This is a genomic window from Nocardia sp. NPDC127579, from assembly GCF_042672005.1.
Lineage (GTDB): Bacteria > Actinomycetota > Actinomycetes > Mycobacteriales > Mycobacteriaceae > Nocardia.
Genome location: NZ_JBHXVZ010000003.1, coordinates 553,925 through 578,606 on the forward strand (window position 1 = coordinate 553,925; position 24,682 = coordinate 578,606).

Below are 24,682 nucleotides of genomic sequence, written 5' to 3' on the forward strand. Positions count from 1 at the left end.
TGATCCGGGTGTCCGTCGACCACAAGGCCCTGGTCACGACGCTGTCCCGGTTCGCTCGGCTATTGCCCACCGACTACGACGCGGCGAGCGCGCTGGACGGATTGGTGTGCGGCGTCACCGAGGTGCTCGGATTGTCCGGCGCGGGGGCGACCCTGGAATCCGAAGCACAGCCGCGGGTGGCGACCGTCTCGAACGATCGAATCGACCGGATCCAGCTGGTGGCCACCATCCCGATGCGGCTGGACGGCACCGAGATAGGAACCGTCGCGCTCTACGGCGAGCCGACGCGGCACTGGTCCGCCGACGACCTCGAGGTCGCCCGGGTGCTGACCGACCTCGCCACCGGATATGTACTCAACGCCGGCAAACGGCAAGGCCAGCAGCGGCTTACCGATCAACTCCAGCGTGCCCTGCGCTCACGGGTGGTGATCGAACAGGCGAAAGGGATTGTCGCCCACCATCGCGGCATCACCCCCGACGCCGCCTTCGAACTCATCCGCAGACATTCCCGCGATCATCAGGCCCGGCTGTCCGCGGTGGCGCACGCGATCGTCGACGCGGGTTTGCGCGTGTAATGCTGCGGGTACTCGATGCTTGTTCCGCCCCAGTCCTCGGTGGAAGCTCCAGCACGAGGTGGCGGATGTCCGGCAGCTTCCGCACCCCGTGGTGTTCGAAATCACCCGAGTGTGAAGGAGATTCGCCCATGATGCACAAGTGCGACCTCGACGGCGTCCCGATCTTCAAGGCGGCCTGCGGCCCGGACGGGGCGTGTGTGGGCTTCGGAACCCTGGCCGACGGATCGGTCGCCGTCTTCAACACCGGCGATGGCGACTCGGGCCCGGTCGTGGTGTTCACCGCGCGGGAATGGGACGCCTTCCTGCGAGGCGTGCGCACCGCGACCTTCGTCCCGGCCTGAGGATTTCAGGCACCCACCGGCGCGAGCCCCCGTTTCACCCGCGCGAAGTTCCCCGGCGACAGACCGCGCCAGCTACGGAACGCCGACGTGAACGCCGATACGCTGGAATAGCCGAGCCGGTCGGCGACATTCTCCACGGTCAAACCGGCTCCGAGCAGTTCCTCGGCCAGCAGGCCGAGCGTCTCGTTGCTCAGTTCCCGGAACGAGGTCCCCTCCTCGGCGAGCCGCCGCCGCAGCGTCCGCACACTGAGATTCAGTGCGACCGCGATGCGGGACTGGTCGGCCATGCCGCCCTCACGGACCAGCAGTTGTCGCACCTGTTTGCTGATCCCGACGCGGCTTCGCCTGCGCTGCACCAGTTCCGCGCACTGCTGCTCGTACATGCGCGCGCTGGCTGTGTTGGCCTGGGGCAAGGGTAGTTCCAGCACACCGGCACGGACGACCAGTGCCGAGTGCGGCGACCCGAATCGGATGTCCTCCACGCCGAGGACCGCGCCGAACATCTCGTACACCGGATGCGCTTCGAACGGCACCTCCACCCGCTCCACCGGGATCCGGGTGGCCAGCAGGTCCTGCTGGATCGTCGAGATGGCCGCCAGATCGCGTTCGAGCGCGAAGCGCCGGATCTCCGGCGGCAGGCCCTGATCGTCGCGCACGATCCGCACCTCGGCGCCCTGATCGTGCAGGGTGTGCGCGGCGGCGGTGAACGACAGGTCCGCGTAACGCAGCCCGATCTCCAGGGCATGGCGCAGATTCGGGCTGGTCAGCAGTGCGAACCCGAGCACACCGAGACTCGGCGGATGACACAGCAGCCCCGCCAGGAATCCCATGCCCGGTTCGTCGTCGAGTGCGGAGACGATATTGCGCAGGACCGAGAGTTCTTGGCCGAGCATCACTTCGCCCGTGTGCTCGGTCAGCCGCGACTCGGAAATGCCTGTGCCGCGCAGGATCGAAGACGTGTTCAAGCCCCGCCCGGCAGCGTATTCCACCAGCAGGGCGACACTGGTAACGGGACGTAGGCTTACCAGTTCATCCGCCACACGGCTCCTCGCAAATCGGTTGTCGAAGCGACTCAGCCGGTCAATTCTAGAACGCCGGCCCGAACGGCTTGGCGTTTCAGCGAATTGGACGGCAGTCCTAATTCACGGGCGCCCGACAGCACAGCCGGGGTCCGCCGGAGCCACCGTCCTGCCGTAGGGTCGGCTTCGATCGAAAGTGGCGAAGGGCTGGGCGATGGGTGAGGCAACGGTCAAGGTTCCGGGATACGCGCACGGCTATCCGGGCGTGGCCTTCGGAGGTTATGTGGCCGGAGTGCTGGCCGCGCACTCGGCGGAACCGGCCGAATTGCGCGTGGACTTCCGCGCCCCGGTGCCGATCGACACCGAACTGACCGTCCGCGCCGACGAAGCCGATGCTCGGGTGCTGAGCGACGCCGACGGACTGGTCCTCGCGCGGACCGCGAAGGCTTCGGTCACCATCGCGGTCCCGCCGATGCCGTCCTGGGCGCAGGCGCAGGCGGCCACCGAGGCGACGCGCACCGGGGCACGACGGCGAACCAACTGCTATGGCTGCGGTGTCGAGACCGAGCCCGGGCGTGGCATGCGCTTGTTCACCTCGCAGGTGCCGGGCCGCGATCTCATCGCCGGTGCGTGGACGCCGGACCCGCTGCTGGGCCGGGCCGACGGAACACTCGCCCCGGAACAGGTGTGGTCGCTGCTGGACTGCCCCGGCGGCTGGGCGGCGATGACCATGCTCGACATGCCGGCCGGTGCGGTCACCGCGGCGCTCACCGCGACCCAGCTGCGACCGGTTTCGGTTGGCGCGGACTATCTCTCGTTCGCCTGGACCGCGGGACGAGACGGCCGCAAGTTCACCGTCGGAGTCGCGCTGGCCACGCCCGACGGCGAACTGTGCGCGCTGTCGGAAGCCCTGTGGATCGCGCCGCGCGGGAGCTGATCTCAGAACACGATCTGCGAGACCGCACCCGCGAGCATGCCGCCGATCGCCGGACCCAGGACCGGCACCCAGGCATAGCTCCAGTCGCTGGATCCCGCGGGTCGCGCGGGTCCCGGATCGGCCTGCGGATGACTCCCGGCGGACACGGTGATCCGAGCCGGTCGGCCGACCGGCAGCACGGCGTGCGCGAGACGCGGCCCGAGGTCGCGGGCGGGGTTGATGGCGTACCCGGTGGGCCCGCCCAGCGACGCGCCGATCCCGACCACCAGCAGTGCGACCGCGAGCGGCCCCAGCCCGGAAGGCGTGTGCCCGAAAGCCAGGATCACCAGCACCAGGACGAAGGTCGCGATGATCTCGGTGACCAGATTCCAGCGATAGTCGCGGATCTCGGGCCCGGTGGCGAAGACGGCGAGTTTCTTGGCGGCGTCCGGTTCGGCGTCGAAATGCTTCTTGTAGGCGAGAAAGGCCAGGCACGCGCCCACGAACGCGCCGCCGATCTGCGCGGCGATATAGGTGAGGGTGCGCGGGAAGGTCACCGGAATCCCCGGGGCGTATTCGTCCGCGCCGCTGGACAGAATGCCCAGGGTGACGGCCGGATTCAGATGCGCGCCGGTCTTGTACGCCAGGTACACCCCCGCCATGACGCCCAGGCCCCAGCCGAAATTGATCAGCAGCCAGCCGCCGTCGAAACCTTTCGACCGCGCCAGCAATACATTAGCAACGACACCGGCGCCGAGCAGAACCAGAACACCCGTTCCGATCGCTTCGCTGACAAATAGCGTTCCGAGCTCCATCGCTCCTCCGTTCGCCAACCGACCCAGCGGTTCGACAGTAGACCGCGAAGGCGGTGCCGCTACTTCTCAGCACCCGCGTGGCGGCGAAATTCAGGAGTTTTCGGAGAAGCGGTACCAGCGACCGTCGAACGGCTCGTATCCGGCGACCGGCGGACTGTCCGGAAAGTACGCGAACCCCGACCGATCGCGGTTGCCCGCGATGAAGAACAGGCAGCCTCCGTCGCGGCGCTGCACCGAATCGATCCGGTAGACCCCGAGCCTGGTCCCCTCCCCCGGATTCACGCAGTCGACCGCCTGCTCCGCCAGAATTCCGCGAGTGATCTCCCAGCCCACCCGCTCCGGCACCCCGAACCACACCAGCGCACCCAGTACCGCGATGAACAACGGTGCGGCCGAACACAATTGGATCGCGTGATACCGCACCAGCCCGATCGACCCGACCGCCGCCGCGACCAGCCCGGCGCCGACCAGCGCCGCCCACAGCAGCGCCTTGACGACGAAGGCGCCCTGGCTGGCCAGCGCCCAGCACAGCGTCAGGCACAGCCCCGCGACGATCAGGATGAGCCCACCCATGGTGAATACGAACCAGCGTGGCGCGCCACCACGCTCGTCACCGATGACCATGCCCCACAACATACGTCGACGGTCGGCTCGCCGCATGAGAAAACCCCCGGCCCGATATCCGCAAAAGTGGTATCTACCAGGGGTTTCGCTTAGATATGATCAGCTTCGCATCACAGCGGAGGGAATCCCGCGGAGCCGGTGGCCATCCAATTCCAGAATGCCGCAAGACGGTTGGTGATCAAAGCGACAATATCGAGCGCGGTGCTTCCCATGTTTTCCTAACCTCGAGCGATCTCACTAGCAGCGACCAGGGTATCGGATCGCCACGGCCATCTCATCTCCCGTATCCGACAGACCGGCTATCGATCTGCAAATTTGCAGAGACCCCCTGCGTTTTTCTCTCTTGCCTTCCGGCGAGCGCGCCGCCGATACTCTGCGACCGAGCCTGTGTGACGCGTCACATGCCCGCGCGGGCTCGGGTCCGACGAGCATGAGGGACACACCTGATGACATCTACCGAAACGGGCGCACAGCCCGGCAAGAATGCGCCGACCAGCACCGAAACCGGGCTTGCGCGCGTGGCCCAGGCACTGGCCCGCTGGACCGAGAAATGGTTCCCCGACGCCTATGTCGTCGCCCTGGCGGGTGTCGTGATCGTCGCGGTCGCCGCGCTGGTCAACGGGTCGTCGCCGCGCACCGTCGCCACGGCATTCGGCGACGGTTTCTGGGATCTGACCGCGTTCACGCTGCAAATGGCGATGGTCGTGCTGACCGGCTACGTCATCGCCACCTCGCCGCCCGTCGCCCGTCTCATCGACCGGCTGGCCACCGTGCCACGCAGCGCCGCCGGGGCGGTGAGTTTCGTCGCCCTGCTCGCCATGTCGATCTCCTTCCTGAACTGGGGACTCAGCCTGGTCTTCGGCGGCCTGCTGGCGCGGGCGATCGCGCGCCGGACGGATCTGCGCGTGGACTACCGTGCACTGGGCGCGGCGGCCTTCATGGGGTTGGGCGCGGTGTGGGCGCTGGGCATCTCGTCCTCGGCGGCGCAGTTGCAGGCCACCGCCGCCTCGCTGCCGCCGGCGCTACTGAAGATCACCGGCGTACTCGACTTCGGGACCACCATCTTCACCTGGCAGTCGCTGCTGATGTGCGCGATCATCATGGTGCTCACCGTGGTGATCGCGCACTTCTCGGCGCCGAAGGGCGCGGCCGTCAAATCGGCCCGGGACATGGGTGTGGACCTCGACGATCAGCCCGCCGAGGTCGCACCACGCTCGCGTCCGGGCGAATGGCTCGAGTACAGCCGGATCCTGCCGATCCTGGCCGGAGTGTTGACGTTGGGCTGGTTGCTGGCCCAGCTGGCCGCGAAACCGATACTCACCGTGGTCAGCAGCCTCAACGGGTACCTGCTGGTATTCCTCATGTTGGGTCTGGTGCTGCACGGCACGCCGCGCAAATTCTTGCAGGCCGTGTCACTCGCCGTCCCCGCCACCGCGGGAATCCTCGTGCAGTTTCCCCTGTACGCGGCCATGGCCGCGATCCTGACCAAGGCGAAAGGCCGTGGCGGCCACACCGTTTCCGAACACCTCGCCGAGTTCTTCACCGATATCGGCGGCGGTGGCGCCTTCGCCGTGGTCATCGCCCTCTATACCGTCGTGCTCGGTATCTTCATCCCGTCCGGCGGCGGAAAGTGGCTGGTCGAAGCGCCTTACGTGATGCAGGCCTCCACCGACGTCCACATGAACCTCGGCTGGACCGTGCAGATCTACAACGTCGCCGAAGCCCTGCCCAACCTGATCAACCCGTTCTTCATGCTCCCCCTGCTCGCCGTCCTGCGCCTGCGCGCCCGCGACCTGGTCGGCTTCACCTTCCTCCAGTTCCTGTTCCACCTCCCGGTAGTACTGCTCCTGGTCTGGCTGCTGGGCAAGACCTTCGAATACGTCCCACCGATCCTGCCGTCCTGAGCAACGACGTCCGCTCCCTGCCGCCGACTCGGTACGGCGGCAGGTCAGTGGTCGACGACGAAATCGGCCGGTAACCCATAGGCGTCGGTGGCCGTTCGGATGACTTCGTTGATGTCCACCGCAGGGCTCGACTCGTCGGTGACATAACACCTGATCGGCCCACGATCGATATCCGGGCAGCCGAAATACATGATCGCCTTGCGCCGCAGCGACTCGCTACCGTGATTGCGTACCTGGTGATAGGCGGGCTGGATCCGGTGCGCGGTCATCGCGCTCAGAATTCCGCCGGGCATGACCAGCACCTCGTCCTGGGCGAGATCGATCGGCAGGACTTCGTTTCCGGTCAGGATCTCCAGTCCGGGTCCGGAAGTCCAGATGATCGTGGCCAGGGTGCCGTCCTCGTGCGGCATCTGCAACAATTCGCGATCGCTCGCGTCGGCGTACGAGTTCACTTGCAGCACCGACGCATTCTCGAACGACAGACTGTGCGGGTACCCGTGGTAATCCGCCAGTTCTGCAAGAAGTGCGCCCATTATCCGGCGCACCGCCCCGCGTCGGTGTCCTTCGAGAGCGCTCAGTAGCGGGTCGATCTCGTCGCAGTGCGGAATCCTCGATCCGGCCGCCGGATTCCAGTACAGGAACGAGTCGTTGAGATCCGCATGGGACGGATCGAAGTTGTTGTACGACGATCGCGGGGGCCGGTAGCCGTTCGACAGACGCGCGTTGCCGTAGCGCCGATTCACCGATGGTCCGGCTGCGAAGAACCGATCGACCTCGCTGTGCAGCATCCGCATCCGGTCCGCTTCGTCCCCGCTCAGCCCGGCGTACGCGAAACCGTCGGATCTGATCTGCTCGAGCACTACCGCCCTCCCTCCGCCCCACCCGATGCCCCCATACCGGCCGCCGCGGCCCGGCTACCGTTTCCACGTTGCCGACGCCGAGCGGAGACGGCAACCGACACGGTCAACATGAACAGAGTCGTGATCGTCAACCCCGACAGCACCACATTCCCCCACACACCGAGACTCGGGATCAGCGCAGTCAATGAGGTGATTGTAATCGGATAAACCTGAATTGCCCGTAGCGCGAACGACTCCCGTTCGCTCTGCCCGGAATTCCCGGCCTGTGCGAGCGCCATCCTGGACTCCTTCATTTCCTGGCCGCAGATCTCGATCGCGGCTGGGTGACACTGCCAGAATGCCGCTGGCACTCCGCCCGGACTCGCCTCGGAAACAGAAGAACTCGCGGCGAGGTTCGTCTCTGCACGCTTCGCGTGCAAAGCCACGCGACATACCCCTGACCTCCCGTGATCCGCTTATGGTTGAGGAGTCCCGCGCACCCGGGCAGGTGAACCCAGGGGAGGTGAGCGAGGACTCGATGAACCGCCGTAACGTGCTCAACCTCGCCTCCGCCGGTGCTGTGTTCATCTCCGCGCGTCCCTCGATGCTCTTCCAGCCGAATGTCGGCTCCGACGCCCGCTCGGATATGACGGAGCGAATCGATGTCGGTCTGCTCGAGGAACTCACCGAGCACAGTGGGTACGGTCTGTTCACCACCGCACCGGCCGAATTCATCCCCGCCCGCATGGTCGACCTCGCACGTACCCAGGCCTGCCTGCTGACCGCCCGAACCGATGCCGTTCGCCGCAGGCTGCACCGAGTGTTCGCCAAGAACGCCGGGTTCATCGCGATGCGCCTCAACGACGTCGCCGAGTCGACCGAGACCTTCGAGTGGTACGGCATTGCGCGACGCGCTGCCCGCCAGTCCGGCGACGCGGGTATCGAGGCGTGGGTCGCGGGTTGTATCGCCGATGCGTGCATCTGCTATCGCCGCGGCTACAAGGCCGGTTTGGCGGCCGCCTTCGCCGCACAGGCAGGCACGGGCCATTCGGCCGACCCCGCGGCCGTGCTCGGTTTCCTCGTCGAGGCAGGTATCCAGTCTCGTCTCGGGCGTCGTCGCGAGACACTGGCGGCGGTACGCAACGCCGACCGCATGTACTCGCGGCTACCGGAGGCCCGAACCGTCAACGACGGGGTGTGTGTGTCAGCGAGTGGCTCCTGCGCTGGCACCAGGCCAACGCCCTCACCGCTGCGGGCGCGCACGCCCAAGCCGGGCCGATTCGCGACCGATACCTGGAACTGCCGTTCACTCGCTACGACCAGCTCGGAAACTCGTTGCAACTCATGGACCAAGCCGCCGCGCAGATCGAGGCGAGCGATCTCGAACAAGGCTGTCATACGATCACCTCGGCGTGGAGTCTGCTGCCGGACGAGTTGCGAATCGGGCAAGCACCCCGCAGAGTCTTCGAGATCATCGACAATCTCCGGCCGATACATGCCGCAGCCAAGCCGACCGCCGAGGTGCGCGAGATACTGCGGGCCTCGATGGTCGACTCCGGGCGCTAGCCGGCTACGGCTCTGGCTCGGGTGGGTCAGCTGGTGAAGTGGTGGTGGCGGGCGAGGGCTTCGAATAGTTCTTGGGCGGCACCGGTACCGTTTCCGGTGGGAACCGCTGTACGCGATAGTGCGACCCGCTCGTGTAAATGTTCCATTCGCATATCGAGGCGGTTCGCGGCGTCGGCGGCGTCGGTCAATTCCGCGAGGAGTTCCGAGGGGATATCGCCGCCGTAGCGATAGTAGATCTTGTGTTCGAGGCTGGCCCAGAAATCCATGGCGATCGTCCGGATCTGAAGTTCCACGGGGACGTGCTCGACCCGGTCGCTCATGAAGACCGGTAGTTCGAGGAGCAGGTGTAAACTCTTGTAGCCGTTGGGTTTCGGGTTCGCGATGTAATCGCGAACCTCGTTCACGGTGACATCGGACTGGCTGGTGAGCATATCGGCGATCCGATAGGTGTCCTGGATGAAGCTGCAGGTGATGCGCACACCGGCGATGTCGACGATGCTCTTCCGGATATCGGGCAGGGTGGCCGGGATGTTCTTGCGTTCCAGCTTACGCAGAATGCTCTCGGGGGACTTCAAACGGGATCCGACGTGCTCGATCGGGCTGTAATTATGGATATAGGTGAATTCGTCCGCGAGAATATTGATCTTCGTCATCAACTCGGAGGTGACGAAGCGGTAGGACATCATGAACCGTGTGAATTCGCTCTGAAAGGGCATGACGTCGTTGTCAGGGGTGTTCATCGATGAATTCGTCACCTTCGTGCTCTGCGGATCGAAACCAGGCCTACCGACAGTCTGTCACTTCCGGCTGAGATCAGGCTGAGGCGTTACCCGCGCGCAACCGCTCGACGGTCCGGTCATCGGCCGGAATAGGCTTCCACCGCTATCTGGTCGAGTGTGATGTCGAATGCCGCCCCGAACGTGGTCACGGTGCTGAACAAGGTCAATTCCGCGTCACCGTGCCACAGCCGGATCGGCATGGGCACGACCGCCGGATCACTTGCCCCGCGCACCGGCGGACCATAGGCGGCGAGTTCGGTGTAGAGCGCGCTCAACTCGGGGTCACCGGTGGACGCGGCAACTCCGTTGACTGAGTTTGCGCCGATGACGCCAGCCCCGCAGCAACTCACCGACCGGCCGATCCCCGTGCATCGCCCCAGTATCGGATCCCGCCGGCCAGGCTTCGCCATTTACCTGCGATGTAATCGACAGTCCGCGCGCCGTTCCCGCAGGCTCGGCCCATGACGAACTCCGCTCTCGCCGAACGTAACCGACGCCTCATCCAGCACGCCGAATTCGCCGCGGGCAACACCGATGTCCTGCACTCGGTCGTGCACGAGGACTTCATCGAGCACAGCCCCGGAAACCCTTCCGGCAAAGCCGCTTTCATCGAGTACATCAGCGCGGCCCGGTCGCGGCCGCCCGGATCATCGCCGACGAGGAATATGTTGTCGTGCACTACCGGATGACGCCGCCCGGCTCGGGCCGCGGCGACGCGGTGGTCGACATCCGGCGCGTTCGCGACGATCAGGTGGTCGAACACTGGGATGTCGTCCGAGCCGTCCCCGAATCCCGCACTGGTGCCGCACGGCATGTTCTGATCGAAGGTGAACGTCACGCGAACTTCCCTCCGGGGCTCGGTGCGCCGGATCCGCACGGGCGCATGCTGTTACCGGCCGACCGGTTGCAGAGGAGGGAGACACGTGATGCCACGTTCTGCCGTGTTCCCAGTCGAATATCCGCCTGTTCCGGCTGGTTTGCCGACCTACCGGGACATGGCCCGCGCCTTCCACTGCCGTGCCGGGCGGGCGCCGGGCGCTCATCTCGTCCTGATCATGGCGGCGGCGCTCGCGGCGCTGCATCGGGTCCAGCCCGGCAGCCCGTGTGAGATATCGGCTTTGCGGCACGAGTTCGCCACGCGGATCGACCGCTGGATAGCGGTGAATCTCCCGGGGCGCCCGGGCTGGAGCGGGCCGCCCCGCTCTCCTGGCGGCCTCGCCGACGAGATGGCCGCCGCGCAGATCGCCGCCGACCGGCAGTGTGTCGCGGGCGCGCCGGTGGACGCGTACCGGCTCCGGGCTACCCAGTTGCGGCTGGGCGCGCTGGCGATCGCCTGGACCGACCTCATCGCCGAGATCAGCGCCGCGCAGCCGTATCCGGCCGCGGGCGAAGGCCGTCGCCGATACCCGCTCAGGTGACCTGGTCGGCGCTCACGGTCCAGGTATTGCACTGGGCGACGCGATTGTGCTTGTAGCCCTGCTCGAACCAGGCGCCGTAGTGCTCGTTGGAGCCGTGGTCGCTCATCTCCCCGTCGTCGCCGCGCCCGTACTGGTCACCGATGACGGCGCGGGCCTGGTCGGCGGTCAGTGACCCGGCGGCGACCAGCGCGGTGATGAACATGCCCGAAAAGCATTGCGCCTGTAGTTCGTAGCGCCGCGAGATCTCGAGGCCGCGGGCCGTGCGCGCCCCGGCGGCGGCGCGCTCCTGGTTCATCTTCGCGGTGATCCCCGCGAGTTCCTGGGCGTGGTGGGCGTACTCGTGTGCGAAAACGGCCAGGTAGATACCCCAATTATTGCCGTACTTCCCGGTTTGCAGGTTGCCGGTCGGCAGGACGATGGTCTTGTCGGTCGGACAGTAGAAGGCGGAGAAGTTCGCGGTCGCGCCGGTGCAGTTGGTCTGGGCAGCACCGCCCGGCTCGAGCACGCGCACCGTGGGTGGCGCGTAGGGCAGGCCGTTGTCGTTGGTCAGCAGGTTCTGCCACATCTTCCCGGCGCAGCCCGACGCCGTCATGAAGAACGACTTCGCCGACGTGATGTCGGCGCCCCAGCCGGGCAGGTTGCACGGAGAACTGATCAATCCGGTGGTGGTCTTGCTGAACAGCGGATTGTCGCCGAGCGCCAGGACCGGTTGCGGCTCGACCGGTTTCGTCCATCTGGGGACGGTGGAACTGGGGATCGCAGTCCGGGTCGTGGTGGTAGGCGACGGAGTGAGCTGAGTGCTCGAAATCGTTGTGGGCGTAGGACGTACCGTAACGTCGGCCTGGTCCGAGGAGCGGGAGTCGCTGCCGGACACCAGGTACACGCCGACGCCGACCGCGATCGTGGCCACCACGAGCGCGACGATCAGCACGATCACGCCGCGCGAGCCCCTGGGCGGCGGCGGGTTTCGAGGCGCCGCGGCGGCGAACGGCGACTGCCACGCATTACCTTGCCCGCCCGGCGCATTCGGCGGCGGCCCACCCCTCCCCCACTGCATGGCGCAATCCTAGTACAGCGGCCGATTCGGAGCAGCCCCCGTCCGGCGACGCCCCTCCGACTGTTCGCCGCGGCGTCATCCGCCCTAGGGTGTCAGGGCATGTGCGCGTCACGCGCGCGTGTTCCATCCCCGACCGCGTCAGGAGTCTCAGCCTTGGTCAGTTCGCGCCTATCCGGCCCGCAGACTACGCTCCCGTGGGCGATCGGTCCGTCAACCGTGCAGGGACCGCGATTCCCCCTGTACTCCGAGGCATTCGCGGCCGATCCGCACCGCAACTACCGCGAATTGCGGCGCATCCACGGCGCTTTCGCCCCGGTGGAGCTCGCACCGGGCGTGCCGGCGACACTGGTGATCGGATACCACGAGGCGGTCCGGATCCTCAACGACCCGGAGCATTTCCCGGCCGATCCCCGCGCCTGGCAGGACACGATTCCCGATGACTGCCCAGTGAAGCCGATGATGATGTGGTACCCGAATGTGTTGCGCAACAGCGGCCCCGCGCATCTGCGCTATCGGCAGGCCAATGTCAGCGCCATCGAGGGTATCGATCTGCACGCGCTGCACGCCATCGTCGAGCGCGACGCCATCCCGCTGATCAATACCTTCTGTGAACGCGGCGAGGTGGACCTGGTGTCCCAGTACGCGTTCCCGCTGGTTTTCGCCGGACTCAACCAGATGCTGGGCTGCCCCGCCGATATCGGGCAGCGGGTGGCCGCCGGCATGGCCATGCTCTTCGACTCCGTCGGCGACAACGCGGCACAGGGCATGACCATGCTCAGCGCGGCCCTGATGGACCTCATCGCCCTCAAGCGCCGCGAACCCGGCAACGACATGGTGACCCGGCTGCTGCAACACAGCGCCGCACTCGACGAGACCGAGATGCTGTACAACATCATCAGCATCTACGGCGCGGGAATCGAACCGCAGCAGAATCTCATCATCAACACGCTCCGGCTGATCCTCACCGACGACCGCTTCGCCGGTGATGTGCTGGGCGGAAGTATGTCCACCCGTGACGCTTTGGACGAGGTGCTGTTCAACGATCCGCCGATGGCCAATTTCGGTATCTCCTACCCGCGTCAGCCGATCGCCGTCGGCGATGTGTGGCTGCCGGCGAATCAGCCGGTCATGATCAGCTTCGCGGCCTGCAACAACGATCCCGCGATCGCCGGCGGCGAGCGGATCGGCAATCGCTCGCATCTGGCGTGGAGCGTCGGCCCGCACGCCTGCCCAGCCAGGCTGGTGGCCTCGCTGGTGGCGCAGGAAGCGGTCGACCAGCTGCTCGACGCCCTGCCCGAGTTGCGGTTGGCGGTGCCAGCGGATGAACTATCTTGGCGCCCTGGGTTCTTCCATCGGGCGCTGGCGGCGCTTCCCGTGACCTTCCCCGCCAGTCCACCGTTGAATGTGTTGTAGGAGAACAACTGTGAGTCTTCAACCGCTTGCGCTCGACCTGACCGGCATCGACATTCAAGGTGAGAACGAGCGGATCCGCGCACGCGGTCCGGTGACGCGGGTCGAACTGATGGGGGTGCCCGCCTGGTCGGTGACCGATGCCGACCTGCTCAAGCGGCTGCTCGCCGATCCGCGAGTGTCCAAAGACGCGGCCCAGCACTGGGGTTCGTTCATGAAGGGCGAAATCACCGCGGACTGGCCACTTTTCGCCTGGGTCGCGGTGGACAACATGTTCACCGCCTACGGCGCCGATCATCGTCGGCTGCGTAAGCTGGTCTCGCCCGCCTTCACCCACCGCCGCACCGCGGCGCTGCGCCCGCGGATCGAAGCGCTGGTGGGTGAGCTGCTCGACGCCATCGCCGCGACCCCGGCGGGGGAAAGCGTCGATCTGCGTGAGGGTTTCGCCTATCCGGTGCCGATCCAGGTGATCTGTGAGCTGATGGGTGTGCCCGAGGAGATGGAGCCCGCGCTGCGCACCTGCGTCGCCCGCTTCTTCGATACCGAGATCACCCCGGATGCCGCCCAGGCCAACTACATCGAAATGTTCGGTCTGGTCGGCGAACTCGTCACGCTGCGCCGCGAGCAGCCCGGCGACGACATGACCACTGTCCTGATCTCCACCCGCGACGAGGACGGTGAGCGACTGACCGAGAAGGAGATGGTCGACACCCTGATGCTGGTCATCAACGCAGGCCACGAGACCACCGTCAACCTGCTCGATCAGGCCATCTTCAACCTGCTCACCCATCCCGAGCAGCTCGCCGCGGTCCGTGCCGGCCGCGCCACCTGGGACGATGTCATCGAGGAGACGCTGCGCTACGAGTCCCCCGTCGCCCATCTGCCGCTGCGCTACGCCGTCGAGGACATCGAGATCGGCGAGGTCCGGATCGCCGCGGGCGAGGCCATCCTCGCCTCCTACGCCGCCGCGGGCCGCGATCCCGGACTGCACGGCCCGACCGCCCCCACCTTCGACGTCACGCGAATCAAGAAGGACCATCTGGCCTTCGGGCACGGCGCCCACCACTGCATCGGCGCTCCGCTGGCCCGTCTGGAAGCCGCGATCGCGCTCCCGGCCCTCTTCGACCGCTTCCCGGCCCTGCGCCTGGCTGTCGACCCCGCCGAGATCGCGCCGGTCATCGGCTTCATCTCCAATGGGCATCGCGAACTCCCGGTGCATGTCGGGCGCTGATCGTTCCCGGTTGGTGCGCCGAGATCCGCCCATTCGCGACATCGCGGGCCGATCTCGGCGCACAATTGCGCCGATGAGTTTCGGGCAGGTGCGTCGTCTTCAGTTCAGCAAGCCACGACGAAGCAGAGAGAGGCACCACCATGGGTAGCATCGCGGTTCACGAGTTCATCAGCATCGACGGCGTCTACGAGGATCCGAGCTGGACCTTCGACTACGGTTTCGACCCGAAGATGGGCGAGACGCTCGGTGCGATCACCGGCGAGGCCAAGGCAATTCTGCTGGGCCGCAACACCTTCGAGATGTTCGCCCCCGCCTGGTCGACCCGCACGGTCGAGGACGATCCGGGCGCCCCCTTCTTCAACGAGACCCAGAAGTACGTCGTCGGCGCGACCACGCCGGCCGTGGAATGGGCCAACACCACCCTGCTCGGCGGCTACGACGCCGCCGCCATCCGCAAGCTCAAGGACGAGACCGACGGCGTCGTCTACATCTCCGGCAGCGGCACCCTGGTGCGTGCCCTGCTCGCCGACGGCCTGGTCGACGACCTGCACCTGTTCGTGTACCCGGTCGCGCTGGGCACCGGCGCGCGCTTCTGGTCCGACGAGGCCACCACCAAGCTCGCGCTGAAGCAGACCGAGGTCTACGACAACGGCGTCGTGCACCTCGCGTACGGCCCGGCCTAGGTCGCGCGATGGCCGCGGGGCCGATCCTGGTGAAGCTGACGTAACACTCTCCACCGGGATCGGCGTGTCCTGCTCGGCCACTGGACCACCCACCGATAATCGGACAGCAAACTTTCAGCTAACTATCGGCCTCGGAGGTCAGGTATCGTGCGAACGTCCGCCGTTCGTCGCTTCACGTCCGCATCCCGATTCACGCTGCTCACCGCGCTGGGAGTGGTCACCGCGGTGCTACTCGGCGCCGGCACGGCCGGGGCCGAACCGCTCTACCCGGCACCGGACCCGGACCCCTTCTATCAGGCACCGGCCGACCTCGCGTCCGCCGCGCCCGGCGACGTGCTGGCGACGCGGCCGATGCCGCCGCTGTTCATGTTCCCCGGTGCGCGCGTCACCCTGATCAAGTTCCGCTCCACCAATTCCGCGGGCGCGCCGATCGCCGCGACGACGACGGTGCTCACCCCGATGAACCACAGGCCCGGGGCGCCGCTGCTGTCCTATCAGCACATCATCAACGGCCTCGGGACCCAGTGCGCGGTCTCGCACGTGCTCTACACCCAGGACCCGAACCTGTTCGTCAAGGAAGCGCCGGTACTCAACGTCTTCCTGCTGCGCGGCTGGTCGGTCGCGCTGCCCGACCACCTCGGCCCCAACGCCGCCTACGGCGCCGCGCGGCTCGGCGGGCTCATCACCCTCGACGGTGTGCGCGCCGCGCAGCGGGTCGCCGAACTCGGGCTCGACACCAGCCCCGTCGGCCTGCTCGGCTACTCCGGCGGCGGCATGGCCACCGCGTGGGCCGCCGCGCTGCAACGCGAATACGCCCCGGAACTGCGTGTGGTCGGCGCGGCCGAAGGCGGCGTGCCGATGAATCTGGTGAAGATGATCGAAGGTCTCGGATATCAGCGGCACCCGGTCTTCGGGCTGGCGCTCGCCGCTGCCATCGGACTCGAACGCGAATACCCGCAGCAACTTCCGATCAGCGAGCACATGAATTCCGCCGGCCTGGCGATCCGCAGCCGGATCGCCAACGGCTGCACCAACGAGATCCTGATGGCCGGGGCCGGACGCAGCGTCATGGACCTCGCCAAGTCGACCTCGCTGGTCGCCGATCCGCAGGCGCGCCGAGTGGTGGAAGCCAACAGCCTCGAACTGCACGACGGCATCCCCCTGGCGCCGATCTACGAATGGCACGCACCCCAGGACGCGCTGATCCCCGTCGATTCCATCGACAACACGGTGCGCCGCTACTGCGCCGCGGGTGTACGCGTCCTGTCCGAACGCTACCCCAGCCCCGACCATCTCAGCACCGCCGTCCTCGGCGCCCCCGCCGCACTCGCCTGGATCGATGCCAGGTTCCGCGGGGAACCCGCCCCGAGCAACTGCTGAGGCCGCTCGGGGCGGGACCGCTAGCATCGAAGGCATGTCCACCGGCGAGTGTCGCGAAGGTCCTGCCGTGCCGATCCTGCCGTCGCGGAACCTCACCGCGACACTCGGCTTCTTCGACCGACTCGGTTTCGAAACCGAGTCCTACAGCGCCGATTACGCCTTCGTGCGCCGTAACGCCATCCACCTGCACTACACCGCCACACCCGAGCACGACCCCTGGCACGCCGCGGGCATGATCTTCATCCCGGTCGACGACGTGGACGGCATCCACGCCGAATTCCACACCGCCGGCGTCTGGCCCACCGATTCCGGCGACCCACCGTGCACCGAGTCCGAGTTGCGCCGCCGCTGGAACGCGGGCACCGGCCTGGCCCGCCTCAGCCCGCCCGAGGACAAACCCTGGGGCTTCCGCGAATTCGCTCTGATGGACCCGGACAACAATCTGCTGAGGTTCGGGAATCCCGACTGAGCGTGCGTTCGCGGCGCGGGTGGACGCGGGCATTGCCCACCGCGACAAATCGTTTCCACAGCAGCGGGCCCGCTGCCCCTATGATGCTCTGGAGTTTCACCAGGGAGGCGACAGTATGGGGATCCGGGACAAGGTCACCGGTCTGGGCAGCGCGGTCGGGCAGCGGGCGGGCAACGCGGTGGCCGCGGGGATGGTCGCGGTGGGCAATGCCCGCGAGCGCGCGGTGGAGCGGGAGTGGGCCCGCCGCGCGCTGGACAATTTGCCCGAGCCGCAGGCTCCGACGCCCGAGGTATGGGAGCACTCGCTCGGTAGCCTCATCAAGGCCGGATTCGAGAACACCCCCAAGCCGGTGGGAAAGGTACTCGACGGGCTGATCAGCCTCGGCGGTATCCGATTCGGCCCGGAGACAGTGGGTTTCGACGGCCAGGACATCCCGTGGGAGAAAGTCGTCGAAATTCGCTGCCACAACGCCTTTCTGAAGATGACCACCAGCTCGCTGGAGCAGGAGGTGGACAAGATCCGCGATCTGCTCCCGCCCGTGCCCGGCCGCAAATGGGCCCTCACCAAGATCGGCGAGGGCCTGTCCACGGTCCTGCTGGCGTCGATGGAACAGGCCGACCCGGCGACCATGGTCGCCACCGAGATCGTCTACACCGGCATGCTCGGCCGCACGAAGACCCTCGACGCGGGCATGTACGCGACCTCGATCCTCGCCCAGAAGCCCGCGGTACAGCACAGTCTGATCGCGACCGCCCAGGCCCTCGGCGTGACCGTCGTGACCGTCGACCCCGGCCCGCAGGCACAGCGCATCCAAGCCCGGGTCCGCGCCCTGCGCGACCGCGCCGCGGCCGTCACCGCCCGGCTCGAGATCGTGGAAGCCGAGCCGGAGCATCCGGTGGGTTAGCCGACTACTGCGTCGCCACCAAAAGTCCGCCGAATCCGCAAGATTCAGCGCACACCGTCGGATCGGCTACGATTCCACCTTGTGGACGCGGTATCGGGACGCGACGTGGCCGGCTTGGATCCTTCGGTCATCCACTCGCGGGAATCGCTTGCCGAGCAGTTGACGATTCTGCGGCTCCTTGCCCGGAATCCGTCGTACGAGAGCTTGGCCGTGGTGGGGTTTCCGCCGCGCCCGCCGAGCGGTCGAAGACATCCCAGCCACACCAGGGTCAGGAACTGGTTCATCGGCGCGGCGGTACCGAACGACGATTACGCCCTCGGCCGGATCGTTCAGCACCTGGCCGATCTCGCGGCGAAGTCCTCCGATCTCGATCCCGGCCGGGTGGTGGCCGGATTCAGAACAGGTTTCGAGCGTGTCGACGATGCGCGGTTCAGACAGCGGCAGCGCGGCGCGTTGTCGGCGAATCCCCTTGTGCTAGAGAAGGATCGCTCCACAGTTGCCGACGACGCCAGGTTCCGTGGGCACGAGGGCGCCATATACACGGCGAGATTCAGCCCCGACGGCACCGAGCTCATCAGCGCCGGCGCCGACCGCACGTTTCGCATCTGGGATATCGCCGTGCCGCACTCGCCCGTTGCCACGGTGATCGGGCACACCGACGTGGTGTGGTCACTGGCGATTCATCCGGACGGCACCCTGCTCGCGACCACAGGTGACGACGGTCGAACCCGACTCTGGGACATAGCCCGCCGCGATCGGCCGGTACACGTAGCCACGCTCGCACCGCAGGCCCATACCGTCTGGTCGGCCGCCTTCCGTCCCGATGGACTCGCACTGGCCACCGCGGGCGACGACCACCGCGTCCATATCTGGGACCTGCACGATCCGTCTCGTCCCGCCCTCACGCGCACTCTCGCCGGCCATACCGGCCCCGTCCGTGCGGTCGTCTTTCATCCCGGCGGCAGATACCTGGCGAGCACCGGCCGAGACCGCACCGTCCGACTGTGGGACACCGCGAATTCGACCCACCTCACCACCCTCGAGGGGCAGCGCGGCGCGATACGGACGATCGCCTTCAGTCCCGACGCCCGCCTGCTCGCCGCGGGAGGCGACGAGGCGACCGTCCAGCTGTGGGATACGACCGACCTGCACAACCCCCGTCCGATCACGTCGATACAGCACAGCGGAATCGTGCGCTGCGTCCGCTTCAGCCCTCGTGGCGATCTGCTGGCGACAGCATGTGCCGCCACGCCCGCCGTCCAGCTGTGGCGGGCCGGCGGACAGTTCGCGCACGTGGCCACGCTCGCGCATCGAGCACCGATCCGCAGCATCGATTTCCGCGCCGATGGGCTGTTCGTCGCTACCGGTGGCGACGAACAGCGACTCCGGATCTGGGACCTGTCGGAATGGACGTGAACACACGGCTCGCCCGCCGACGCCAAGCCTTGGGGCTTCCGGCCCAGGAAGTAGCGCGTCGCCTCGGTATCGACGAAACGGAACTGCACCGATACGAATCCGGTGAGTCCGAGCCGACCCTGTCACTGGCCGTCGAATTGGCCGCGGTGCTGCGAATCGGCCTGGATGAACTCGTCGCCACCTCCACCCGGCAGATCGACCTGACGGGTGCGTGGTGGGCCGCATGGCAGGCGCACCAGGACGGCGAGGAGATCGTCACGACGCAGGAGGTGGTCTTGCGGCACCGCGGATCCCACGTCGAACTCGACACCGCCACCCCCGGCGTCGTCGCCGACAGCGGGGGATTCCGGTGGCATGGCGAACTTCGCCTCTGGCACAGCGAGATACTCACCGGATGGTATGCCGCAGACGACGACTCGCCGCGCTCGATCGGCAGCATGTACTTCATCGTCCAACCCTTGGGTCGTTCCATGATCGGCCGATGGACCGGCCTCGGAAACCGGGGACAACTGGTCGACGGTGCGGCGACCATGGCGCGCGATGCGGACGCGGCCCGCACACTGCTCGAGGTGCCGAACAGCGACTCAGCGAACCGGCAGTTCACGCCCATCGTTGAACAATGAACAGTTCATAGTGAACTCGCAGTGAACCCACCTCGGTGTGTAGTGCAACCAACACTCACGACACCGAGGAGATCATCCGATATGAAGCGAATCGCCGTAGCCCTGATCGCACCGCTACTCGCTGTTACCGGCTGTGGTGATCCCGACAGCAGCAGTGGCAGCAGGCTGGAGGTTCCGAAGCCGAAATGCGACGAGAAGATCTACACGTTCATCGATTTCGACGCGATGCGGGTGTGGCAGGAATCCAGCGAGATGAACCAACAGCGCTCGGGAGCCGAACTGAGGTACGGATGCGGGGAATGGCCGGACAATACGGTCCGCACGGTGGCCGATATCCGAGCGGCTCCGACCGCCTCGCACGAACAAGCTCCGGACACCGAGGCCTGCAAGAGTATCGCGGCCGCACGGGAGAAGCCCTTCGCCTACAAGTCGGCCCAGGCGGTCGCGGGCACGATCGCATTCTGCGTGATCACCAGCGAACGCCACGTCGTCTGGTTCCGGTTCCTGGAAACCGAACCCAGCGCACGCCAACCGGAATACCCGGCAGACGGCTACAAGCTGTTGGCACACCGGCTCGACTAGCCACCGCGGGCTTGACCTTGACGTAACGTCAATTTCTAGCGTTGAGCCATGTCGAAAACCATGGGCAAGCAAGCGCGTTCGGTGACCATACACCTCGACGCCGGGAATTCCTCGATCGCCGAGCTCGGCAAAATGTTGGGACCCACCGGGATTCCGCCGTTCGAGGTGAAGAAAGAGTACGACGCGCTCACCAATTCCCTTCGGGGCGAGATCATTCCGGCGGTGATCACCTTCACCCCGGATCGCAAGTGGTCGATGCGGTTGAAGACGCCGCCGACCTCGGCGCTCATCCGCGCGGCGGCCGGGCTGACGCGCGGCGCGAGCCGGCCCGGCCATGAGAGTGTCGCGACCTTGACCGAGGATCAGTTGCGGGCTGTCGCGCAGCGCAAACTACCCGACCTCAACACCGGCGATGTCGAGGTCGCGATGCGCATTGTCGCTGGGACGGCGCGGTCGATGGGCGTGCGCATCGCAGGTTGACGACCGTTGCGGCATTTTGTGACACGCCACAGCATATGCCCGCCGTCGATTGTGGCACCTCGGCATTGTCCGCGCGCGGCACCGGAATACGGACTGATCGGTGGAGCCGAACCGAGGTTCACGCCTAGGATTTCGACCGTGTCGAACTCTCGCGCCGCCGGCGACCGCACGCTTCCGTCTCCGCCCGGCCGGCTTCCGGTCCTCGGTGACGTGTTCGCGCTCGACTCCGGTAAACCCGTGCAGTCGATGGCGAAGCTCGCGCGCGACCTCGGCCCGATCTACGAGTTGCGGTTCGGCCCGACCCGGATGGTGGTGATCAACAGTGCCGAGCTCGCCACGGCGGTGCAGTCGGAGTCACTGTGGGAGAAGGAATTCGGGCCGCCGATCCGGCGTCTGCGCGCGGTCGCGCGGACCGGGCTGATCGTCGCCTCCACCGATGAACCGCAGTGGGGCGCCGCGCATCGCGTGCTCGTGCCGGGCTTCACCCGCGCGGCGATGGGGCTCTACCACCAGGTCATGCTGGATGTGGTGGGCGAAGCGGTCCGCGCCTGGGAACGCGGCGACGGCCCCGTCGATGTCGCGGCCGAGATGAACGCGCTGACGCTCGAGATCATCGCCCGGGCCGGATTCGGGCACCGATTCGACGGTCTCGCCCAGCGGCCCCTGCCGGTCGTCACACGGATGCTGGACGTGTTGCGCTATGCCAGCCGCCCGGTCGCGATCGGACTCCTCGACGCCACCCTTGGCCGCGCCGCCCGGCAGCGCAATCGGCGTGATGTCGCCGAACTGCACCGTATCGCCGAGGACATGATCGACGGCTATCGGCCCGACGCTGTCGAGCCACCGAATCTGTTGCGGCACATGCTGGAAACGCTGGACCCGGAATCCGGGCAGCTGCTGTCGCGGACCGTGGTGCGCGATCAGATCATCACCTTCCTGATCGCGGGGCACGAAACAAGCGCCGGCACATTGACTTTCGCGCTGCACCTGCTGGCCGACCGGCCCGAGATCATCACCCGGGTGCGGCAGGAGATCGACGCGGTCACCGAGGGCGGCCCGGCGACTCTCACCTATGAGCAGGTGGCGAAGCTGCGCTACCTGCGGCACGTCGTGGACGAGGTGCTGCGCCTGTGGCCGGTCGCGGGCGGGTTCTTCCGGCGGCCCAAGCAGGACACCGAGCTGGGCGGATACCGCATCCGCCGCGGCGCGTCCGTCTATGTGAACCTGCTGGCCATCCACCGTGACGAAGACGCCTGGGGCGTCGGCGCCGACCGATTCGATCCGGACCGATTCGCACCGGACGCGCCCCAGCAGCGCCCGGCCGCCGCCTACAAGCCGTTCGGAATCGGCGTGCGGTCGTGTATCGGACGCCAGTTCGCCATCCACGAGATCACCCTGACCCTGGCCTACCTGCTGCACACCTTCGACCTGGAACCCGACCCGGGGTACCGGCTCGCGGTCGATGAACTGGTCACCCTCAAACCGACGGGATTGAGAATGCGATTGCGGTCCCGGAACTCGTCCCTGGCTCCCTGAGTTTCGCGAGGAGGCGGTCTCGATGACCGACACAGCAGAGCGTTTCGCACACCTGATGCGGTACATCGACATCCCCTATCCGTGGGATCGCGACGCGTTCGTCGCCACGGTCGCGCGGTTCCGGGGGCGGCCGATCCGCCTGCACCCACTCGGGGATCCGGCCCTGCTGTCCGGCATCGGCTGCGCGACCAACATCAGCGGCCTGTGGATCAAGACGACCGACAGCGACATCGTCCTGTATTCGGCGGACACCGAATGGCACGCCGATCACGTGATCGCCCACGAGATCGGCCATATGCTCCTGCACCACGACGATGCCGATCCCGCCGACCACTCCGCGTTGCACACGCTCATGCCCGATCTGGCGCCCGAGGCGATCCACCATGTCCTGGCCCGCAACGACTACCGCTCGGACCGGGAGACCGCCGCGGAGACCTTCGCGGACCTGCTGATGGTCCAGGCCGCCCTGCCGCGGCGGCGTCCCTCGGCCGCGCGCCGCACCTTCTTCCGGACGCGGCACCGATGACCTCGGCGATCCCCGCCGCCGTGCAGTGGCCGGTTTTCGGGTTCGTCGCCCTGGTGCTGATCGGCCGCTATCTCCTTGTCGCCCAGACCATCCTGGACCGGCTGGCGAGCCGGGCGCTGCTGCTCGGGCTGCTCTGCGATCTGCTCCGCAACGACACCGTGCAGCGGGCCATCGCCGCGGCGCTGTGGATGTTCGACGACGCGTACGTGATCGACCTGGCCCGGCAGGCATCGTTCGGTCCGCTGCTGCTCTCGATCATGTGCCTGTTCGGGATGGCGCGGATCGCCACGTCCCCGACCGACGAATCCACGGTGTGGCGCCGCCAGCGCCGCTACGATGCCGCGGCGCTGATCGCCATCGCCGTCATGCTCGCGGCGGGCACCCCCGCCCGGGCGCACGGCATGCTGATCGACGAGTATCACGGCTGGCCGGCGATCATCGTGTGGCTCGCCTACTACTCCGTACTCGGCGCGAGTTCACTGGCGATCATCCGCATCATGGTCATCGAGCTGCGCAGCGGCGACAACACCGTCCGTGAGATCGCCATCTATCTCGTCGTGCTGGCCTACTTCGGCGTTCTCGCACTGGAATCGGTCTATCTGCCGGCTCAGACGGTCGCGGCGGTGCTCACCGACTCCCCCGCACGAGATCCCTCGATGCAGTCGAAAGCGCTCAGCGCGTTCATCGCTCTGATCGTGGGAGCCGCGATCCTGACCGTTCCACTGCTCGGGGCTGTCGTGGTGCGCGCCGGATGGGATCGACCGGGACGGCACTGCCGGGCCATCCGGCCCCTGTGGCGCGATCTGACCCGCGTCTACCCCGAGGTCGTCCTCGAACGACCCACCACCGATTCGATCAGCCAACTGCACCGCATGTCCATGGAGATCCGGGATTGCCTGGTTCGCCTGCACCGGTATGTGCCCGAAGACGACATGCACGGCGATCTCCGAACCTACGCGCACCGGATTTCGGCCGCGATCGGCGCGAAACGGAGCGGGCAGCCGCCGCGGGCGTCGAGCCCCGGCCGCTTCACGGCCACCTCGGCGCGCCGCGACCTGGCCGCCGAACTGGCCGAACTGGTCGAGCTCGCGCGTATCTGGCGGCGCGAGGTGACGGGATCGGAGCTACAGCGGGAGCTGCTCCGGTCATAGACCTTCCGGTTCCCCGGGCAGCATCAGGTCGGCGAGTTCGGCCAGCATCTCGATGCAGCGCCGCCGCTGGGCCGGATCCGGGACGCTGTCGGCCAATTCGGTGTCCAGGGGCCGACGGACTCGCCGCTCGGTCTCGACCAGCAGCTCCGCGGACGGCCACACCAGGATCCGCTGCGGATCGTCCGGGTCCGGCACGAGCTCGGCCCAGCTCCGCAGCTGTTCGTCCGCGAGGATCTCCGACACCTCGGCCGGGGTCACCCGGATTCGGTCGGCGATCTCCTCGACCGACGACCCCGGCCGGAAGGTCAGCTCCTCGAGCACGTTCTTGGCGGCGGGACCGACCACGTCATCGGTGGGCTCCCGGATGGCCTGCCGCGCCAATTCCAGCAGCCGACGTCCGAGCAGCAACATGTGCAGTACGTCCGCCTCAGCAGTCAC

28 protein-coding genes are annotated in these 24,682 nt (G+C 67.0%); 20 read left to right on the forward strand and 8 right to left on the reverse strand.

All coding sequences use genetic code 11. The features are described 5' to 3' along the window. Window positions 1–8: 8 nt before the first annotated feature. Together ACFVMC_RS14925 and ACFVMC_RS14930 are read left to right on the forward strand one after the other, a co-directional pair. Window positions 9–575, forward strand: a complete 567-nt coding sequence (locus ACFVMC_RS14925; RefSeq protein WP_379210460.1) for an ANTAR domain-containing protein — start codon at window positions 9–11, stop codon at window positions 573–575. A 128-nt stretch (window positions 576–703) separates the two neighbouring features. Continuing rightward, a complete protein-coding gene (locus ACFVMC_RS14930) occupies window positions 704–916 on the forward strand; it encodes a DUF397 domain-containing protein (RefSeq protein WP_379210462.1) in 213 nt (70 codons plus the stop codon). 5 nt (window positions 917–921) lie between these two features. Here ACFVMC_RS14930 and ACFVMC_RS14935 read toward each other — a convergent pair whose 3' ends face one another. Beyond that, complete coding sequence (locus ACFVMC_RS14935) at window positions 922–1,956, reverse strand: AraC family transcriptional regulator ligand-binding domain-containing protein (RefSeq protein WP_379210464.1); 1,035 nt, start codon at window positions 1,954–1,956, stop codon at window positions 922–924. 193 nt (window positions 1,957–2,149) lie between these two features. Between ACFVMC_RS14935 and ACFVMC_RS14940 the strand changes: the two genes are divergently transcribed. After that, entirely contained in the window at window positions 2,150–2,872 is a 723-nt protein-coding gene (locus ACFVMC_RS14940; RefSeq protein ID WP_379210466.1) for a hypothetical protein, read from the forward strand. A gap of 2 nt (window positions 2,873–2,874) precedes the next feature. Here ACFVMC_RS14940 and ACFVMC_RS14945 read toward each other — a convergent pair whose 3' ends face one another. Both ACFVMC_RS14945 and ACFVMC_RS14950 read right to left on the reverse strand, forming a co-directional pair. Further along, a complete protein-coding gene (locus ACFVMC_RS14945; RefSeq protein WP_379210467.1) occupies window positions 2,875–3,666 on the reverse strand; it encodes an MIP/aquaporin family protein in 792 nt (263 codons plus the stop codon). A gap of 90 nt (window positions 3,667–3,756) precedes the next feature. After that, window positions 3,757–4,290 carry a hypothetical protein gene (locus tag ACFVMC_RS14950; protein WP_379210469.1) on the reverse strand — a complete coding sequence of 178 codons (534 nt, stop codon included), beginning with the start codon at window positions 4,288–4,290 and terminating at the stop codon, window positions 3,757–3,759. Between the two features lie 446 nt (window positions 4,291–4,736). On the opposite strand from ACFVMC_RS14950, the gene ACFVMC_RS14955 reads away from it, so the two are divergent. Further along, a complete protein-coding gene (locus ACFVMC_RS14955) occupies window positions 4,737–6,194 on the forward strand; it encodes a short-chain fatty acid transporter (protein ID WP_379210471.1) in 1,458 nt (485 codons plus the stop codon). 44 nt (window positions 6,195–6,238) lie between these two features. On the opposite strand, the gene ACFVMC_RS14960 is transcribed toward ACFVMC_RS14955, so the two are convergent. Next, window positions 6,239–7,054 (reverse strand): 2OG-Fe(II) oxygenase family protein, encoded by an 816-nt coding sequence (locus ACFVMC_RS14960; protein WP_379210473.1) that lies wholly within the window; start codon window positions 7,052–7,054, stop codon window positions 6,239–6,241. A 1,176-nt stretch (window positions 7,055–8,230) separates the two neighbouring features. Between ACFVMC_RS14960 and ACFVMC_RS14965 the strand changes: the two genes are divergently transcribed. Further along, window positions 8,231–8,599, forward strand: coding sequence for a hypothetical protein (locus tag ACFVMC_RS14965; protein ID WP_379210475.1), 369 nt, complete (start codon window positions 8,231–8,233; stop codon window positions 8,597–8,599). 26 nt (window positions 8,600–8,625) lie between these two features. Here ACFVMC_RS14965 and ACFVMC_RS14970 read toward each other — a convergent pair whose 3' ends face one another. Together ACFVMC_RS14970 and ACFVMC_RS14975 are read right to left on the reverse strand one after the other, a co-directional pair. Beyond that, window positions 8,626–9,339 carry a GTP pyrophosphokinase family protein gene (locus ACFVMC_RS14970; RefSeq protein WP_379210476.1) on the reverse strand — a complete coding sequence of 238 codons (714 nt, stop codon included), beginning with the start codon at window positions 9,337–9,339 and terminating at the stop codon, window positions 8,626–8,628. Window positions 9,340–9,455: 116 nt separating this feature from the next. Continuing rightward, window positions 9,456–9,653 carry a hypothetical protein gene (locus tag ACFVMC_RS14975; protein ID WP_379210478.1) on the reverse strand — a complete coding sequence of 66 codons (198 nt, stop codon included), beginning with the start codon at window positions 9,651–9,653 and terminating at the stop codon, window positions 9,456–9,458. Window positions 9,654–9,839: 186 nt separating this feature from the next. On the opposite strand from ACFVMC_RS14975, the gene ACFVMC_RS14980 reads away from it, so the two are divergent. Next, window positions 9,840–10,067, forward strand: coding sequence for a hypothetical protein (locus ACFVMC_RS14980; RefSeq protein ID WP_379210480.1), 228 nt, complete (start codon window positions 9,840–9,842; stop codon window positions 10,065–10,067). A gap of 237 nt (window positions 10,068–10,304) precedes the next feature. Further along, complete coding sequence (locus ACFVMC_RS14985) at window positions 10,305–10,796, forward strand: hypothetical protein (RefSeq protein WP_379210482.1); 492 nt, start codon at window positions 10,305–10,307, stop codon at window positions 10,794–10,796. Here ACFVMC_RS14985 and ACFVMC_RS14990 read toward each other — a convergent pair. Then, a complete protein-coding gene (locus tag ACFVMC_RS14990; protein ID WP_379210484.1) occupies window positions 10,789–11,853 on the reverse strand; it encodes a neutral zinc metallopeptidase in 1,065 nt (354 codons plus the stop codon). The two genes, ACFVMC_RS14985 and ACFVMC_RS14990, sit on opposite strands and share 8 nt — an antisense overlap. A gap of 216 nt (window positions 11,854–12,069) precedes the next feature. Here ACFVMC_RS14990 and ACFVMC_RS14995 point away from each other — a divergent pair, with 216 nt between their 5' ends. The 13 genes from ACFVMC_RS14995 to ACFVMC_RS15055 all read left to right on the forward strand — a co-directional run bounded on the left by ACFVMC_RS14995 (window position 12,070) and on the right by ACFVMC_RS15055 (window position 24,244). Beyond that, on the forward strand, window positions 12,070–13,266 hold the full coding sequence (locus ACFVMC_RS14995; protein ID WP_379210486.1) for a cytochrome P450: 1,197 nt from the start codon (window positions 12,070–12,072) through the stop codon (window positions 13,264–13,266). Between the two features lie 10 nt (window positions 13,267–13,276). Further along, entirely contained in the window at window positions 13,277–14,494 is a 1,218-nt protein-coding gene (locus ACFVMC_RS15000; RefSeq protein WP_379210488.1) for a cytochrome P450, read from the forward strand. A 140-nt stretch (window positions 14,495–14,634) separates the two neighbouring features. Then, entirely contained in the window at window positions 14,635–15,177 is a 543-nt protein-coding gene (locus ACFVMC_RS15005; RefSeq protein WP_379210490.1) for a dihydrofolate reductase family protein, read from the forward strand. 144 nt (window positions 15,178–15,321) lie between these two features. Then, window positions 15,322–16,557 (forward strand): lipase family protein, encoded by a 1,236-nt coding sequence (locus ACFVMC_RS15010; protein WP_379210594.1) that lies wholly within the window; start codon window positions 15,322–15,324, stop codon window positions 16,555–16,557. 34 nt (window positions 16,558–16,591) lie between these two features. Next, the gene (locus ACFVMC_RS15015; RefSeq protein ID WP_379210492.1) at window positions 16,592–17,026 is read left to right on the forward strand and encodes a bleomycin resistance protein; all 435 of its coding nucleotides are present in this window, start codon (window positions 16,592–16,594) and stop codon (window positions 17,024–17,026) included. Window positions 17,027–17,141: 115 nt separating this feature from the next. Further along, entirely contained in the window at window positions 17,142–17,930 is a 789-nt protein-coding gene (locus ACFVMC_RS15020; protein WP_379210494.1) for a hypothetical protein, read from the forward strand. Between the two features lie 81 nt (window positions 17,931–18,011). After that, on the forward strand, window positions 18,012–19,346 hold the full coding sequence (locus ACFVMC_RS15025; RefSeq protein WP_379210496.1) for a WD40 repeat domain-containing protein: 1,335 nt from the start codon (window positions 18,012–18,014) through the stop codon (window positions 19,344–19,346). Then, on the forward strand, window positions 19,343–19,969 hold the full coding sequence (locus tag ACFVMC_RS15030; protein ID WP_379210498.1) for a helix-turn-helix domain-containing protein: 627 nt from the start codon (window positions 19,343–19,345) through the stop codon (window positions 19,967–19,969). The genes ACFVMC_RS15025 and ACFVMC_RS15030 overlap by 4 nt, the downstream gene beginning before the upstream one ends. 81 nt (window positions 19,970–20,050) lie before the next feature. After that, window positions 20,051–20,551, forward strand: a complete 501-nt coding sequence (locus ACFVMC_RS15035) for a hypothetical protein (protein WP_379210500.1) — start codon at window positions 20,051–20,053, stop codon at window positions 20,549–20,551. A 48-nt stretch (window positions 20,552–20,599) separates the two neighbouring features. Then, entirely contained in the window at window positions 20,600–21,031 is a 432-nt protein-coding gene (locus ACFVMC_RS15040) for an uL11 family ribosomal protein (RefSeq protein WP_379210502.1), read from the forward strand. A gap of 138 nt (window positions 21,032–21,169) precedes the next feature. Beyond that, entirely contained in the window at window positions 21,170–22,567 is a 1,398-nt protein-coding gene (locus ACFVMC_RS15045) for a cytochrome P450 (RefSeq protein ID WP_379210504.1), read from the forward strand. A gap of 22 nt (window positions 22,568–22,589) precedes the next feature. Beyond that, on the forward strand, window positions 22,590–23,093 hold the full coding sequence (locus tag ACFVMC_RS15050) for an ImmA/IrrE family metallo-endopeptidase (RefSeq protein ID WP_379210505.1): 504 nt from the start codon (window positions 22,590–22,592) through the stop codon (window positions 23,091–23,093). Further along, window positions 23,090–24,244, forward strand: a complete 1,155-nt coding sequence (locus tag ACFVMC_RS15055) for an MAB_1171c family putative transporter (RefSeq protein ID WP_379210507.1) — start codon at window positions 23,090–23,092, stop codon at window positions 24,242–24,244. The genes ACFVMC_RS15050 and ACFVMC_RS15055 overlap by 4 nt, the downstream gene beginning before the upstream one ends. Here the strand turns inward: ACFVMC_RS15055 and ACFVMC_RS15060 are convergent. After that, window positions 24,239–24,682, reverse strand: coding sequence for a MarR family transcriptional regulator (locus ACFVMC_RS15060; RefSeq protein WP_379210509.1), 444 nt, complete (start codon window positions 24,680–24,682; stop codon window positions 24,239–24,241). The two genes, ACFVMC_RS15055 and ACFVMC_RS15060, sit on opposite strands and share 6 nt — an antisense overlap.